The following is a 14,231-nucleotide window of genomic DNA, read 5'->3' as shown; positions in this document are numbered from 1 at the left end:
ATGAACATGTGGCAGGCCGAGATTCGGATCGACCTCGACGCGATTCGGGACAATGTGGCGACGCTGTGCGCCGGCACGACCGCTGAGGTCATGGCCGTCGTCAAGGCCGACGGTTACGGGCACGGTCTGCTGCCGGCAGCCCGCGCGGCCCTTGCCGGCGGTGCCTCCTGGCTCGGTGTTGCCACCCTCGACGAGGCCCTGACGCTGCGCCGGGCCGGACTCACCACCCCCATGCTGGCCTGGCTTTATGCGCCGGGCCTGCCGCTGCACGAGGGTGTCGAGGCGGACGTCGACCTCAACGCGAGCAGCCTGGCGCAGCTCGACGAGGTCGTGGTGGCCGCGCGCCGGGTCCGGCGTCCGGCCCGCGTGCATCTGAAGATCGATACTGGCCTGTCCCGCAACGGCGCGCCGCCGTCTGGGTGGCCGGCCCTGGTGGAGGCGGCGGCGAAGGCCCAGGCCGACGGGGACGTGGAGGTCGTCGGGATCTGGAGCCACTTCGCGTGCGCCGACGCGCCCGGTCACGAGACGATCGACCGTCAGCTCGCGGTCTTCGCCGAGGGGCTGGCGACGGCGGAGCGTTTCGGCATCGAGCCGCGTTACCGCCACATCGCCAATTCGGCGGCGACTCTGACCCGGCCCGACGCCCACTACGACCTCGTCCGGCCGGGCGTGGCGATCTACGGGCTGTCTCCGCTGCCGGGTCCGCCGCGGGCCGACCTGCGCCCGGCGATGACGGTCCGGGCCCGGGTCGCGCTCACCAAGCGGGTCCCGGCCGGTCAAGGAGTCTCGTACGGTCACGCGTATCACACCGATTCCGAGACGACGCTGGCTCTGGTGCCACTCGGCTATGGCGACGGTGTTCCTCGACACGCCTCCAATGTGGGGCCGGTCCACCTCGGCGGTGCCGTGCGGCGCATCGCTGGCCGGGTGTGTATGGACCAGTTCGTGCTGGATTGTGGCGACGATCAGGTCGCGGAGGGTGACGTGGCTGTCCTGTTCGGTGCGGGCGACAACGGGGAGCCGACCGCCACCGACTGGGCCGACGCGATCGGCACGATCAACTACGAGATCGTGACGCGCTTCGGCGGATCGCGCGTGCCGCGGATCTACGACGGTTCGGCGGGTATACCCCAACCCACGGAAGCCGAATGAGTCCCTCGCACATCAGGTCGCTGGTTTTCGTCGCGCCGAGTAGTCCGCTCACGCGGACGCCGAATGAGTCCTGAGGAGGCCGGATGAGCCCCGCCAAACCGCCCGCCCGTTCCTCGTCGCGGTCCGGTCGATCCGGTCCGCGACGCCGGGCGAAGCAGGTCGGCATCGCCGGTGCCGTCATCGGTGTCGCCGCGGCCGGGCTCGCCACCGCGTTCGCGGTCGAGCGGGCGCTCGTCCGCAGGTCGGTCAACGCGCCGGGTGACCCGCACGCCGACGAGGAATTCGGTGACCAGCCGCACGACACGCAGCTCACCGTGACCGCCGCCGACGGCACCGACCTGCATGTGGAGATCGTCGAGCCCCGGCTGACCGGGGCCGCGGCCAAGCCCACGATCGTCTTCGTGCACGGCTTCGCCCTGGACATGGGCACCTTCTATTTCCAGCGGCAGGCGCTCACCGAGCTGGGGGAGCACCGGCTCATCTTCTACGACCAGCCTGGTCACGGCCGGTCCAGTCGCCTGCAGTCCGGTGACTACGACATCGCGGCGCTGGGCAAGTCGCTGGCGGCGGTGCTCGACGCGACCGTGCCGGACGGGCACATCATCCTGGTCGGGCACTCGATGGGCGGCATGACGATCATGGCGTTCGCCGAGCAGTATCCGGAATGGTTCGGCAAGCGGGTCACCGGCGTCGTCCTGATGTCCACATCGGCCGGTCTGATCGACAAGGCCAAGCTGGGCCTGCCGACGCTGGCGGCACGGGCCACCGCGCCGTTCATCCCGCTCTGGGGCGGGGCGGCGCGGCTGGGCGGCCCGGCGATCGAGCGGGCCCGGCTCGCCTCGTCCGATCTCGCCTGGCTGCTGACCCGCCGCTATGGCTTCGGCGACGCCCGGCCGAGTCCCTCGCTCGTCACGTTCGTGGAACAGATGAATTCCAAGACCTCGATCGAAACCATCACCAAGTACCTGCGGACGCTCTACACGCACAACCGATTCCCGGCCCTGTCGGCGCTCGAGTCGGTGCCGGTGCTGGTGCTGGTCGGCACGAAGGACTATCTGACTCCGGTGGCACACTCGGAGGACATCCTCCGAAGACTGCCGGGTGCCGAGCTCTTGAAGATCGACAACAGCGGCCACGTGGTCATGCTGGAAAAGGCGGACGAGGTCAACGCGGCGCTGTTTCCCTTCCTGGAGCGGGTGTCTTGAGCACAACCGGAATCCGTCTGCCCACTGTGGAGCACACCCGCGCGTTCGGCGGCCGGCTGGCGGGCCTGCTGCGTGCCGGCGATCTGGTCCTGTTGACCGGTCCGCTCGGCGCCGGCAAGACCGCGTTGGTGCAGGGCATCGGCGCCGGGCTGAAGGTGCTCGGCGACATCACCTCGCCGACGTTCGTGATCGCCCGGGTGCACCGGCCCGACCGGGGCGGTGGGGGCGAGGTTCCGCTGGTGCACGCGGACGCCTACAGGCTGGGTGACGCGGCCGACCCGCGGGCGGAGATCGACGATCTCGACCTGGACGCCTCCGCCGAGCACGCGGTCACCGTCGTGGAGTGGGGCGCGGGCCTGGTCGAGCAGCTCAACGACGAGTACCTCGCGGTCCACCTCAACCGCCTCGACGACGACACCCGGGTGATCGACCTGGTGCCACACGGCGGGGACTGGGCGGTTCGCCTCGACAAGCTTCCCTACCCTTGCGACCCCCCACCGGAGATCATGTGAACCTGCCCGATCTGCTCCCGTCCGCCTGGCGTACGGAGCTGACGCCGTTCCTCGACCCCGCCGCCACCGAGGCGCTGGGCAGCTTCGTGGGCGAGCAGTATGCCGAGCACACCATCTACCCGCCGATCGAGGATCTCTTCGCGGCCTACCGGCTGTGCCCGCCGGAGGGGACCCGGGTGCTGCTGCTCGGCCAGGACCCGTACCACGGGCCCAGCCAGGCACACGGCCTGAGCTTCAGCGTCCGCGACGGCGTCCGGGTGCCGCCGTCCCTGCGCAACGTCTACAAGGAGCTGGCCGACGACGTCGGGGTGCCGCCCGCGACCAGCGGAGACCTCACCGGTTGGGCGCGGCAGGGCGTGCTACTGCTCAACGCGGTCCTCACCGTACGGGCGGGAGCCGCGGCGTCGCACAAGAACAAGGGATGGGAGGTGTTCACCGACGCCACGATCCGCGCCCTGGACGCTCGGCAGGAGCGCGTGGTGTTCCTGCTCTGGGGCTCGTACGCCCGCAAGAAGGCAGCCCTCGTGACCAACCCGGTGCACACGGTGATCGAGTCCGGTCATCCCAGCCCCCTGAACGGCGGCCGGGACTTCTTCGGCGCCCGCATGTTCAGCGCGGCCAACAAGGCGCTCGCCGACGCCGGCCGCCCACCGATCAACTGGGACCCGCGCGCCTGAGCCGCATCCGCGCCGCCGCATCGCGCCGCCGCATCGCGCCGCCACACCGCGCCGCCACACCGCGCCGCCGCATCGCGCCGCCACACCGCGCCGCCACACCGCGGCGTGGCATCGTGCCGGCTGCGGCCCGGGATCGTGCCGGCTGCGGCCCGGGATCGTGCCGGCTGCGGCCCGGGATCGTGCCGGCTGCGGCCCGGGCAAGCCGGGGGTCGCGGCCCGGCAGGGCGGTCTTGAGTTGGCGCGCGACTCGGGCGGCCATTTCGGGCCGCTTGCGGCTGGCCGGCAGCCCGGGGCCGCTTGCGGCGGGCCGGGCAACCCACGGCCGCTTGCGGCGGGCCGGGCAACCCACGGCCGCTTGCGGCGGCCCGGTGTAACCCACGGCTGCCTGCGGCGGCCCGGTGTAACCCACGGCTGCCTGCGGCGGGCCGGGCAACCCACGGCCGCTTGCGGCGGGCCGGGCAACCCACGGCTGCCTGCGGCGGCCCGGTGTAACCCACGGCTGCCTGCGGCGGCCCGGTGTAACCCACGGCTGCCTGCGGCCGGCCCGGCAACCCACGGCCGCTACTGTTTCCTAGTGCTCGTTCTCGCTCTGGACACCTCCACACCCGCGGTCACCGCCGCCCTGGCGGAGGTCACCGACGCCGGCCTGACCGGTCTCGGCGAGCGGCGGATCGTCGATCCGCGGGCGCATGGTGAGCTGCTGGCCCCGCAGATCCGCGCCGTCCTCGCCGACGCCGGGGCGCGGCCGGCCCAGCTGGGCGCGATCGTCGCCGGGCTCGGCCCTGGACCGTTCACCGGGCTGCGGGTGGGGCTTGCCACCGCCGCGAGCATGGGGCAGGCGCTGGGCGTTCCCACGTACGGGATCTGTTCGCTCGATGCTCTTGGTCGGGCGGCCGGGCCCGGGCGGGTCCTGGTCGCGACCGATGCGCGGCGGCGGGAGGTCTACTTCGCCACCTACGTCGACGGCAAGCGGGTGATCGATCCTGAGGTGGCGAAGCCGGCCGAGGTGCGGGTCGACGCCGATCGGGCCGTGGGTGAGGGCGCGCTGAAGTACAGCGAGGTGTTCGGGGTGCCGATCGATGACCGGCTGTTGCACCCGCCGGGGGAGGCTCTGATCGCTCTGGCGTTGGACAAGATCCGGGCGGGGGCGCCCGGTGAGCCGCTTACGCCGCTCTATCTGCGTCGGCCGGATGCGGTGGAGCCTTCCGCTCGTAAGCCGGTGCTGCCGGGTGGGCGGTCTGGGAGTGGCGACGGCGTGGGTAGCGCGATCTGATGGCGATCGAGCGGTTTCGGTGGTGGCACATCGCCGAGGTGCTGCCTCTGGAGGAGGATCTTTTCGGGTCGGAGAAGTGGTCCGCGGCCATGTTCTGGAATGAGCTGGCCCAGCGGCATTTCTACGTCGTGGCCCGGGAGGATGACGAGCTTGTCGGCTATGCCGGGCTGGCTGTCGTCGATGAGCAGGAGAGCTGGGTGCAGAACATCGCCGTCAAGCGGACCGCTCAGAAGCGGGGGCTTGGCCGGGCGCTGCTCGAGACGTTGCTGGAGCGGGCGGGGGCGCGCAAGGTGCTGCTCGAGGTTGCCGTCGACAATCAGGCCGCGCAGCGGCTTTACGCCTCCTACGAATTCGAGCCCGTCGGGATCCGGCGGGGTTACTACCAACCGAGCAATACGGACGCACTGGTGATGATGCGCGATGCCTGACGAGCCCCTGGTCCTCGGAATCGAGACCTCCTGCGACGAGACCGGTGTCGGCATCGTTCGTGGTCACACCCTGCTCGCCGACGCGCTGGCCTCCAGTGTGGATCAACATGCGCGGTTCGGTGGGGTCGTGCCCGAGGTTGCCAGCCGGGCGCATCTGGAGGCCATCGTGCCGACGATGCGGCGGGCGTTGGACGAGGCGGGTGTCACGCTCGCCGACATCGACGCGATCGCCGTGACGGCCGGGCCGGGCCTGGCGGGTGCGCTGCTGGTCGGGGTCGCCGCCGCCAAGGGGTATGCGCTCGCCGCGGAGAAGCCGATCTACGGCGTCAATCATCTTGCCGCGCACGTCGCCGTCGACACCCTTGAGCATGGGCCGTTGCCGGAGCCCGCTGTGGCGATGCTCGTCTCTGGCGGGCATTCGTCGCTGTTGCTCGTCGACGATCTCACCGCCGGGGTAACGCCGCTCGGTGCGACCATCGACGATGCCGCGGGGGAGGCCTTCGACAAGGTTGCCCGGCTGCTGGGGATGGGTTTTCCGGGCGGGCCGGTGATCGACCGTACGGCTCGGGACGGCAGTCCGAAGGCGATCGCCTTTCCGCGGGGTCTGACCGCGCCGAAGGATCTTGCCGAGCACCGGTTCGACTTCTCGTTCTCGGGGCTGAAGACGGCCGTGGCGCGCTGGGTGGAGGCGCGGGAGCGCAGTGGCGAGCCGGTGCCGGTTGCCGACGTGGCCGCGAGTTTCCAGGAGGCGGTCTGCGACGTCCTTACCGCGAAGGCGCTCGACGCCTGCCGGGAGAACGGCGTGGAGACGTTGATCATCGGTGGGGGTGTCGCGGCGAACTCGCGGTTGCGGCTGCTGGCCGAGGAGCGCGCCGCGAAGCTGGGTGTCCGGGTACGCGTGCCTCGTCCGCAGTTGTGCACGGACAACGGCGCGATGGTCGCGGCGCTCGGTTCGCATCTCGTGGCGGCCGGGGTGGCACCCAGTCGGCTCGATCTTCCGGCAGATTCGGCGATGTCATTGACCTCGATCGCTGTGGCGGGGTAGGAAGCGAGCATGATCGCACGAATGTGGGAGGTGCGCGCCTCGCGAAGTGGCTTCGACGAGCTGCTGAGCTGGGTGTGTGACGAGGCGCTGCCGAAGCTGGAGGTGCTGCCCTCCCATGTGTCGAGTGAGGTCTTCACCTCCACGGATCTGCGCATTGTGGTCATCTCGAAGTGGCGGAACAGTCCCGCTGCCCTTCCGGCGCCGCCGGCAAACCTCGTGGCGCGCTCTCCGCACGTGTGGGATTTCTCGCCGGTCGACAGATAACGCGCTGGATCGTGACGGCGGGGTTACGTAACGTCGAAGGGCGATGCGAGATCTGCCCCCCGCCGATCCCGGCTCTCCCGATCACCGGTCCGCCTCCCGCTATCTGGGGTGGCTTGCCCGGCGCACATGGGTATCCGTCAGCGCCGCGATCCTCTTCGCGGTCGTCTGGATGGTCTGTCAGGCGTTCGTTCCCGCAGTCATCGGCCGGGCGATCGACGCCGGGCTGACCGGTCGCGACGGCCGTCAGCTGCTGATCTGGAGCATGGTTCTGCTGGCCGTCGGCCTCGTGCAGGCCGGTGCCGGCCTGCTGCGCCACCGCCGGGCCGTCTTCAACTGGCTTTCCGCCGCCTACCGTACGGTGCAGGTCACGGTCCGGCAGGCGGGCCGGCTCGGGGCCGCGTTGCCGCGACGGCTCGAGGCGGGCGAGGTCGTCGCCATCGGTACGGCGGACATCACCCACATCGGCAACGCCATCGATATCACCGCCCGGGGCGTCGGCTCGGTCGTCGCCGTCGTGACGGTTACCACGATCCTGCTCCTCACCTCCGTGCCGTTGGGCCTGGTGGTGGTGCTCGGCATCCCCGTTCTGATGGCCGTCGTCAGCCTGCTGATCCGGCCTCTGCACCGGCGGCAGCAGGCGTACCGGGAACAGCAGGGCCGGCTCACCGCCCGCGCCACCGATCTGGTCGGTGGTCTGCGGGTGCTGCGCGGCGTCGGCGGTGAGCCGGTGATGTCGGGGCGCTATCGCGTCGAGTCGCAGCGGCTGCGCTCGGCCGGGGTGCGGGTCGCCCACGTGGAGTGCCTGCTCGACGCGGCCCAGGTGCTGCTGCCCGGCGTCTTCCTGGTGCTGGTCACCTGGTTGGGGGCGCGCTTCGCGATCTCCGGACGGATCACCGTGGGCCAGCTGGTCTCCTTTTACGGGTACGCGGCCTTCCTGGTCTCGCCGCTGCGCCAGCTCACCGAGACGATCGACAAACTGACCCGCGGTCACGTGTCCGGCCGCCGCGTCGTGTCGATGCTGCGGGTCCGCTCCGACCTGCGCGGGCCGTCCCTGCCGAGACCCGCTCCGGAGCGGGGTGACCTGGTCGATCCCGTGTCCGGAGTGGTCGTCCGGGCCGGGATGGTCACGGCGATCGCGGCCACGGTGCCGGCCGACGCGGTCGCGATCGCGGATCGGCTCGGCCACTACACCGCGGCTGGCGCGGGGACGATGCTTGCCGGCGTACCGTTGAAGGATCTTGATCTGGTGAGCGTGCGTGAGCGGATCGTGGTGGCGGACAACGACGCTCGGCTTTTTTCCGGGCCGTTGCGCGACGATCTCGATCCGCACGGCACCGGGCGCGCGCCGGCCGCCCTGGCCGCGGCGTCCGCGACCGACGTCGTCGAGGCGCTGCCCGACGGCCTGGACAGCGAGGTCGCGGAGCGGGGGCGCAGCTTCTCCGGCGGACAGCAGCAGCGGTTGCGGCTGGCCCGGGCGCTGGTCGCCGACCCGGAGATCCTCGTGCTGGTCGAGCCGACCAGCGCCGTGGACGCGCACACCGAGGCCCGCGTCGCGGCGCGGCTCGCGGCCGCCCGCGGCGGGCGCACGACGGTCGTCTGCTCGACCAGCCCGTTGGTGCTCGACCGCGCCGATCACGTCCTCTATGTCGAGGACGGATCGGTGATCGCCGAGGGAACCCATCGCGAGCTGCTGGACGGCAGCCTCGCTTACGCGAGGACGGTGCTGCGCGAGTGAGCAACGCGCTCCCGGTGGCGGACTCCCGCCAGGTGCGCCGGTACGCCCGCGAGCTGTTCCGCCGGCATCCGCGCGCGCTCACGACGACCGTGGTCTTGCACGCGCTCGCCGCCGTAACGGGCCTGGTCGGCCCGCGCCTGCTCGGCGAGCTGGTCGAGTCGATCCAGCACCATGCCGGGGTGCGGACGGTGGACCGGATCGCCGCCGTCATCGCCGTTTTCGTGGTGTTGCAGGCCGTGTTCGTGCGGTTCGCCTACCTGTCCTCGGCGCGGCTCGGTGAGCAGATCCTCGCCGAGCTGCGGGAGGACTTCGTCGACCGGGTTCTGCGAATTCCGCTGTCCACCGTGGAGCGTGCGGGCACGGGTGACCTGCTGACCAGGACTTCCCGTGACGTCGACGCGCTGTCTCGCTGCCTGCGCTTCGCGGTGCCGGAGACCCTGATCGCCATGATCACCGCGTCGCTCGCGGTCGGTGCGCTGATCCTGGTCAGCCCCCTGCTCGCGCTGCCGTTGCTGATCGCCGTGCCGATCCTGACCTGGTCCACCCGCTGGTACCTGCGCCGGGCGGCGGGCGGCTACCTGCGCCAGAACGCCGCGTACTCGCAGGTCACCGACGGTCTCGCGGAGACCGTCGAGGGGGCCCGGACGGTCGACGCGCTGCGGCGTCAGCGGCAGCGCATCTTGCGTACGGATGGCGACCTGCGCCGGTCGTGGCGAGCCGAGCGTTACACGCTGTTCCTGCGGACGGTGTGGATGCCGTCGATCGAGGTCGGCTACGTCCTGCCGGTGGTCGGCACGCTGCTGCTCGGCGGCTGGTTCCACCTGCGCGGTTGGGTCAGCCTCGGTCAGGTCACGGCCGCGGTGCTCTACGCGCAGATGCTGGTCGACCCGATCGACCGCTTCCTCGGTTGGCTGGACGAGTTGCAGGTCGGCGCGGCCTCGCTGGCCCGGCTGCTCGGGGTGTCGTTCCGCACCCCGGCGCCGACCTCGCTGACACCGCGCGGCGCCGAGATCGTCGCGGAGGACGTCCGGTTCTCCTACGTCGAGGGCCGTGAGGTGCTGCACGGCATCTCGCTGAGGATCGCGCCGGGGGAGCGGCTGGCGATCGTCGGCCCGTCCGGGGCCGGAAAGTCCACATTGGGCCGTTTGCTCGCCGGGGTGCACACGCCGGGCGGTGGGTCGCTCACCGTCGGTGGCGTGGCGCTGGCCGGTCTGCCCCTGGACCGGTTGCGTACGGAGGTCGCCCTCGTCAGCCAGGAACACCACGTCTTCATGGGTACGCTGCGCGACAACATCGCCATGGTCCGGCCCGGTTCCTCGGCGGCCGACGTCCGGCAGGCGCTGGCCGCGGTGCACGCCCTGAGCTGGGCTGAGGAGCTCCCGGACGGCCTGGACACGGTGGTGGGCGCGGGCGGGGTGAGCCTGTCGGCCGCGAGAGCGCAACAGGTCGCGCTGGCGCGACTGGTGCTGGCCGATCCGCACACGCTCGTGCTCGACGAGGCCACCGCGCTGCTGGACCCGCGGGCCGCCCGGGACCTGGAGCGGTCGCTGGCGGCGGTGCTGAAGGGGCGTACGGTCGTCGCGATCGCGCACCGGCTCTTCTCGGCCCACGACGCGGACCGGGTGGCGGTGGTGGAGGACGGGCGGATCACCGAGCTGGGCTCGCACGACGAACTGGTCGCGGCGCGCGGTTCCTACGCGGCGCTGTGGGACTCGTGGCACGGCACGCCGCCGGTCGGATCTAGCGCAGGCCCAGGAACACACCCAGCAGAACAAGCGTGACGAGCGCGATCGCGAGCAGCAGCAGGAACTCGCGCCGCTGTCGTTCCTGGGTCGCCTCGGCGGGCAGGTCGCTCACCACGGCGGCGAGTTCGTCGAGGGTCCGGGCGTCGGCGGCGACGCCCACCCGCTGGGTGAACTCGTCCAGGGTCAGCCGTCCGGCTCCGGTGTGCCGCTCCAACGCGGCCATGATCCGCTGCCGGTCCTCGTCGGAGGCGCGCATGCTCACGGGCGTACTTTAGCCGCCCGGATCCAGCAGCGGATCCGCCAGAAGTTTCTCGAAGGCCAGCTCGGCGGCGCCGATCAGGGCCGCGTCGGTGCCCAGCTCCGGCGTACGCAGGCGGATGTGCTCGCGGCAGGCGGGCAGGGCGACCTCGTTGAGCCGGGACCGGATCTGGGCCGCCGCCACCAGATAGACGTCGCGCAGCGTGCCGCCGAAGATCACCGCCTCCGGGTTGAAGATGTTGACCAGGTTGCCGACCCCGAGCCCGACCCATTCGCCCACGTGGCGGACCGCCTGCTGGGCCGCCCAGTCGCCGCGCATCGCCGCCTCGACCACGCCGAGCACCGCCTCCCGGCCGGTGCGGTCCTCCCGCCCGGCCAGCCTGAGCAGCGCGTACTCGCCGATCTCCGTCTCCCAGCAGCCGCGCGAGCCGCAGCCGCAGGGGCTGCCTCCCGGGTTGACGACCATGTGGCCGACCTCGCCGCCGTACCCGCCGTGGCCGGTGATGCGCCGGCCGCCGGCGATGATGCCCGCGCCGACGCCGACGTCGCCGTACAGGTAGATGACGTTGTCGCGGCCGGCGGCCGCGCCGCGGCTGTGCTCGACCAGGGCCGAGACGTCGGCGATGTTGGCGACGATCAACGGGCCGACGTCGCCGATCTCCTCGACCAGCGCCTCGCCGACGGGCTGGTCGACCCAGCCGATCGTGGGCGCGAGCCGCACCATGCCGTCCGCGCGGCGCACCATGCCCGCGACCGCCAGGCCGGCGCCGAGGTAGCGGGCGCCGGGCGGCACGTCCTTGCTCATCTCCTTGATGAACCCCGCGAGCGGCTTGACCGCGTCGACCACCTGCATGCCACGGGGGCGGGGGGCCTCACGCCGGTCCAGGATCGTCCCGCCGAGGCCGACCCGGGCGGCGCGCAGCAGGTCCACCTCGATGTTGAGGGCGTACGCGTACACCATCGACGACTCGGGCCGGACGACCAGCGAGGGGCGTCCCGCGCGGCCGGTATCGCGCTGGCCCTTCTCGGAGACGAGGCCCGCGGTGATCAGGTCCGCGGTCAGGGCGCCGATGGTGCTGCGGTTCAGGCCCAGCTTGGTGGTGAGCTCGGCGCGGGACGTAGCGCCGTGAATGTGAACATAACGCAGTAGGGTGCCGAGGTTGTGTCGGCGTACCTCCTCCTGGCTCGGCGCGGCCTTCATCGGTTACCGGTAGCGGCGGCTCTGCGGCGTGACAGGGCGTCGACGCTCGCCGCGAGCAGCAGGATGAGGCCGGTGAAGATGTACTTCTGACCGGCGCTGAAACCCATCAGGCCCATGCCGTTGTCGATGACCGCGATCACCGCGCCGCCGATCACGGCGTCGAGCACCCGGCCCTTGCCGCCGAAGAGGCTGGTGCCGCCGATGACGGCCGCGCCGACCGCGTACAGCAGCACGTTGCTGCCGCCGGAGTTCGGGTCGACCGAGTTGGCCCGGCTGGCCGCGACGATGCCGCCGATCGACGCCATGAACGAGCCGATCACGAAGACGGAGATCCGGATCCGGTCGACCGGGATGCCCGCCCGGCGGGCCGCCTCCTTGTTGCCGCCGACGGCGTAGACGTGCCGGCCGTACGTCGTGCGCCCCAGCACGAACGTCCACACGATCAGCGCCACCGCGATGATCGGAGCGACGATCGGCACGCCCTTCACCGAGATGTTCAACGGGTTGATGCTGCGTTCCTGGGTGAGGACGGCGACCGCGGCGACCAGCAGGACGGCCAACCCCACAACGCGGGCCACCACGATCCCCAACGGCTCGGTGATCAGGTCGCGTACGGCCCGGCCCCAGTAGTGCAGGAACTGCGCCGTGGCGTACCCGAGAATCGCGGCGCCGGCGAGCACCCAGCTCAACCAGACCGGCATGTTGTCGTTGGCCAGCGACAGCACGAAGGTGTCGCGGACGGAGATGTTCTTGCCGCCGCTGAGCAGCACCAGCAGGATGCCCTGGAACGCCAGGAAGCCCGCCAGCGTGACCACGAACGACGGGATGCCCAGCTTCGACACCAGGAATCCGAGGGTGAACCCGATGGCCAGGCCGGTGGCCAGGGCGACCGGGATCGCCGAGTACCACTGCCAACCCTGGTTGGTGAGCAGGATGGCCATGATCGCGCCGCAGACGCCGCTCGCGAAGCCGGCCGACAGGTCGATCTCGCCCAGCAGCAGGACGAAGACCAGGCCCATCGCGATGAAGATGACCGCAGCACCCTGCGAGAACAGGTTCGCGAAGTTGACCGCGCTGAAGAACGTCGGCCGGGCCACACCGAAGATCAGGCAGAGCACGATGAGCCCGAGGACCGCCGGCAGGCTGCCGATGTCGCCGCCGCGGATGCGGCCCCAGTAGTCGTGCAGGTGGCTGGCGACCGTGGGCGCGGCCACCCGCCCCGGCCCGCTCGATGAGATCACGGTGGTCATGCGTGCGCTCCCGGAGGGGTGAAGTCGGCGAAGCCCTTGAGCGGCCGCTCGGGCGGCAGGCCGAGGGTGCCGCTGCGGCCCGAGGTGATCAGCTCGACGATCTGGGAGTGGGTGACGTCCGTGGTCTTCACCTGGGCGGCGGTCCGGCCGAGGTAGAGCGCGGTGATGCGATCCGAGACGGCGAACACGTCGTTCATGTTGTGCGAGATGAGCACCACGCCGAGCCCGTTGTCGGCCATCCGGCGGACGAGCTCCAGCACCTGGGCGGTCTGCGCGACGCCCAGGGCCGCGGTCGGCTCGTCCAGGATGACGATGCGGCTGTTCCACAGCACGGCCTTGGCGATCGCCACGGTCTGCCGCTGCCCACCGGAGAGACTGGCCACGAGCTGGCGCAAAGATTTCACCGTACGCACGGAGAGGCTGGCGAGCGTGTCACTGGCCATCTGCTCCATCGTGGGCTCGTCGAGCACCAGGCCGCGTACCCGTTCGCGGCCGAGGAACATGTTCTGCACGATGTCCAGATTGTCGCAGAGCGCGAGGTCCTGGTAGACGACCTCGATGCCGAGCGCCGCGGCGTCGCGGGGACTGTGGATGGCCACCTGGTCTCCGTCGAAGGTCACCGTGCCCGCGTCCATGGTGTAGATGCCGCTGACACACTTGACCAGGGTCGACTTGCCGGCGCCGTTGTCACCGACGAGCGCGGTGACCTCGCCGGGGTAGACGTTCATTCCGACGTCGTGGAGCACCTGCACGGGACCGAAGCTCTTGTCGATCCCGCGTACCTCCAGCAGGGGTGTCGCGGCCACGGATGGTTCTCCTTCTTCGGTGCGGCGCCGCCCACGCCCCGGCCGGGCGTGGGCGGTGGCGTGCTGCGGCGTCGTCCCGGGTCAGCTCACACGCCGTTCTCGGTGCACAGTTTCGCGAAGTCGCCGGTGCAGAGCTGAGCCTTGGTCACGAACCCGTCGGCCACGACGTCCTTGACGCTCTCCTTGAAGATCGCCCTCGGACTGATCAGGACGGCCGGGACGTCCTTGCCGGACTCCGGATCCTTGATGCTCTGGCTGACAGTCTTCTTCTCGCCCTTGGCGAGCGAGATGGCGAGGTCGGCGGCGGCGTCGGCCACCTGCTTGATCGCCTTGTAGACGGTCATGCACTGGTCGCCGGCGAGGATGTTCTGCAGACCCTGCACCGTGGCGTCCTGCCCGGTGACCGGCACCTTGCCGTTCAGCTTGTTCTTCTTCAGTACGGAGATGACTGCGTTGCCCAGACCGTCGTTGGCGGCCAGCACCCCCTTGATGTCCTTGCTCTGTGTCAGCATCTGCTCGAACATCGTGCCGGCCTGCGCGTTGTCCCAGTCCGGCACCGACTGGTCCGGGCCCTTCACGAAGTCTCCGGAGTCGAACTTCGGCTGCAACACCGAGTCGTAACCCTGCTTGAACAGCGTGGAGTTGTTGTCGGTGGGCGAACCGTTGAGCTCGGCGACCAC

At 70.9% G+C, this 14,231-nt stretch carries 15 protein-coding genes; 10 read left to right on the top strand and 5 right to left on the bottom strand.

Going from position 1 to position 14,231, the window contains the following annotated elements; all coding sequences use genetic code 11:
- Positions 1-6 precede the first annotated feature (6 nt).
- The 10 genes from alr to AB0M36_RS30735 all read left to right on the top strand — a co-directional run bounded on the left by alr (position 7) and on the right by AB0M36_RS30735 (position 10,072).
- Positions 7-1,152, top strand: coding sequence for an alanine racemase (gene alr, locus AB0M36_RS30780; RefSeq protein ID WP_364164583.1), 1,146 nt, complete (start codon positions 7-9; stop codon positions 1,150-1,152).
- A gap of 83 nt (positions 1,153-1,235) precedes the next feature.
- Positions 1,236-2,357: an alpha/beta hydrolase gene (locus tag AB0M36_RS30775; protein WP_364164580.1), complete on the top strand. Its 1,122-nt coding sequence runs from the start codon at positions 1,236-1,238 to the stop codon at positions 2,355-2,357.
- Complete coding sequence (tsaE, locus tag AB0M36_RS30770; protein ID WP_364164577.1) at positions 2,354-2,869, top strand: tRNA (adenosine(37)-N6)-threonylcarbamoyltransferase complex ATPase subunit type 1 TsaE; 516 nt, start codon at positions 2,354-2,356, stop codon at positions 2,867-2,869. Before AB0M36_RS30775 ends, tsaE begins: the two co-directional genes overlap by 4 nt.
- Positions 2,866-3,546, top strand: coding sequence for a uracil-DNA glycosylase (gene ung, locus AB0M36_RS30765; protein ID WP_364164574.1), 681 nt, complete (start codon positions 2,866-2,868; stop codon positions 3,544-3,546). The genes tsaE and ung overlap by 4 nt, the downstream gene beginning before the upstream one ends.
- Positions 3,547-4,120: 574 nt before the next feature.
- Positions 4,121-4,819: a tRNA (adenosine(37)-N6)-threonylcarbamoyltransferase complex dimerization subunit type 1 TsaB gene (gene tsaB, locus AB0M36_RS30760; protein ID WP_364164571.1), complete on the top strand. Its 699-nt coding sequence runs from the start codon at positions 4,121-4,123 to the stop codon at positions 4,817-4,819.
- A complete protein-coding gene (gene rimI, locus AB0M36_RS30755) occupies positions 4,819-5,247 on the top strand; it encodes a ribosomal protein S18-alanine N-acetyltransferase (protein ID WP_364164568.1) in 429 nt (142 codons plus the stop codon). The genes tsaB and rimI overlap by 1 nt, the downstream gene beginning before the upstream one ends.
- Entirely contained in the window at positions 5,240-6,292 is a 1,053-nt protein-coding gene (gene tsaD / locus AB0M36_RS30750; RefSeq protein ID WP_364164566.1) for a tRNA (adenosine(37)-N6)-threonylcarbamoyltransferase complex transferase subunit TsaD, read from the top strand. Before rimI ends, tsaD begins: the two co-directional genes overlap by 8 nt.
- A 9-nt stretch (positions 6,293-6,301) precedes the next feature.
- Positions 6,302-6,556 carry a hypothetical protein gene (locus AB0M36_RS30745; RefSeq protein ID WP_364164563.1) on the top strand — a complete coding sequence of 85 codons (255 nt, stop codon included), beginning with the start codon at positions 6,302-6,304 and terminating at the stop codon, positions 6,554-6,556.
- 43 nt (positions 6,557-6,599) lie between these two features.
- The gene (locus AB0M36_RS30740; protein WP_364164560.1) at positions 6,600-8,291 is read left to right on the top strand and encodes an ABC transporter ATP-binding protein; all 1,692 of its coding nucleotides are present in this window, start codon (positions 6,600-6,602) and stop codon (positions 8,289-8,291) included.
- Positions 8,288-10,072: an ABC transporter ATP-binding protein gene (locus AB0M36_RS30735; RefSeq protein ID WP_364164557.1), complete on the top strand. Its 1,785-nt coding sequence runs from the start codon at positions 8,288-8,290 to the stop codon at positions 10,070-10,072. Before AB0M36_RS30740 ends, AB0M36_RS30735 begins: the two co-directional genes overlap by 4 nt.
- Here the strand turns inward: AB0M36_RS30735 and AB0M36_RS30730 are convergent.
- The 5 genes from AB0M36_RS30730 to AB0M36_RS30710 form a co-directional block, all read right to left on the bottom strand.
- On the bottom strand, positions 10,032-10,292 hold the full coding sequence (locus AB0M36_RS30730) for a DUF1707 domain-containing protein (RefSeq protein WP_364164934.1): 261 nt from the start codon (positions 10,290-10,292) through the stop codon (positions 10,032-10,034). The genes AB0M36_RS30735 and AB0M36_RS30730 overlap by 41 nt on opposite strands.
- A gap of 15 nt (positions 10,293-10,307) precedes the next feature.
- Entirely contained in the window at positions 10,308-11,495 is a 1,188-nt protein-coding gene (locus tag AB0M36_RS30725; protein ID WP_364164554.1) for an ROK family transcriptional regulator, read from the bottom strand.
- A complete protein-coding gene (locus tag AB0M36_RS30720) occupies positions 11,492-12,745 on the bottom strand; it encodes an ABC transporter permease (RefSeq protein ID WP_364164551.1) in 1,254 nt (417 codons plus the stop codon). Before AB0M36_RS30720 ends, AB0M36_RS30725 begins: the two co-directional genes overlap by 4 nt.
- Positions 12,742-13,551: an ATP-binding cassette domain-containing protein gene (locus AB0M36_RS30715; RefSeq protein WP_364164549.1), complete on the bottom strand. Its 810-nt coding sequence runs from the start codon at positions 13,549-13,551 to the stop codon at positions 12,742-12,744. Before AB0M36_RS30715 ends, AB0M36_RS30720 begins: the two co-directional genes overlap by 4 nt.
- Positions 13,552-13,637: 86 nt before the next feature.
- Positions 13,638-14,231: substrate-binding domain-containing protein (locus tag AB0M36_RS30710; protein WP_364164546.1), on the bottom strand; the 594-nt coding region annotated here is incomplete at its 5' end.

The organism is Actinoplanes sp. NPDC051346 (assembly GCF_040682215.1).
In the GTDB taxonomy this organism is placed as follows: Bacteria; Actinomycetota; Actinomycetes; order Mycobacteriales; family Micromonosporaceae; genus Actinoplanes.
Note: the sequence above shows the minus strand (reverse complement) of the source record. Positions and strands in the feature narration are given on the sequence as shown.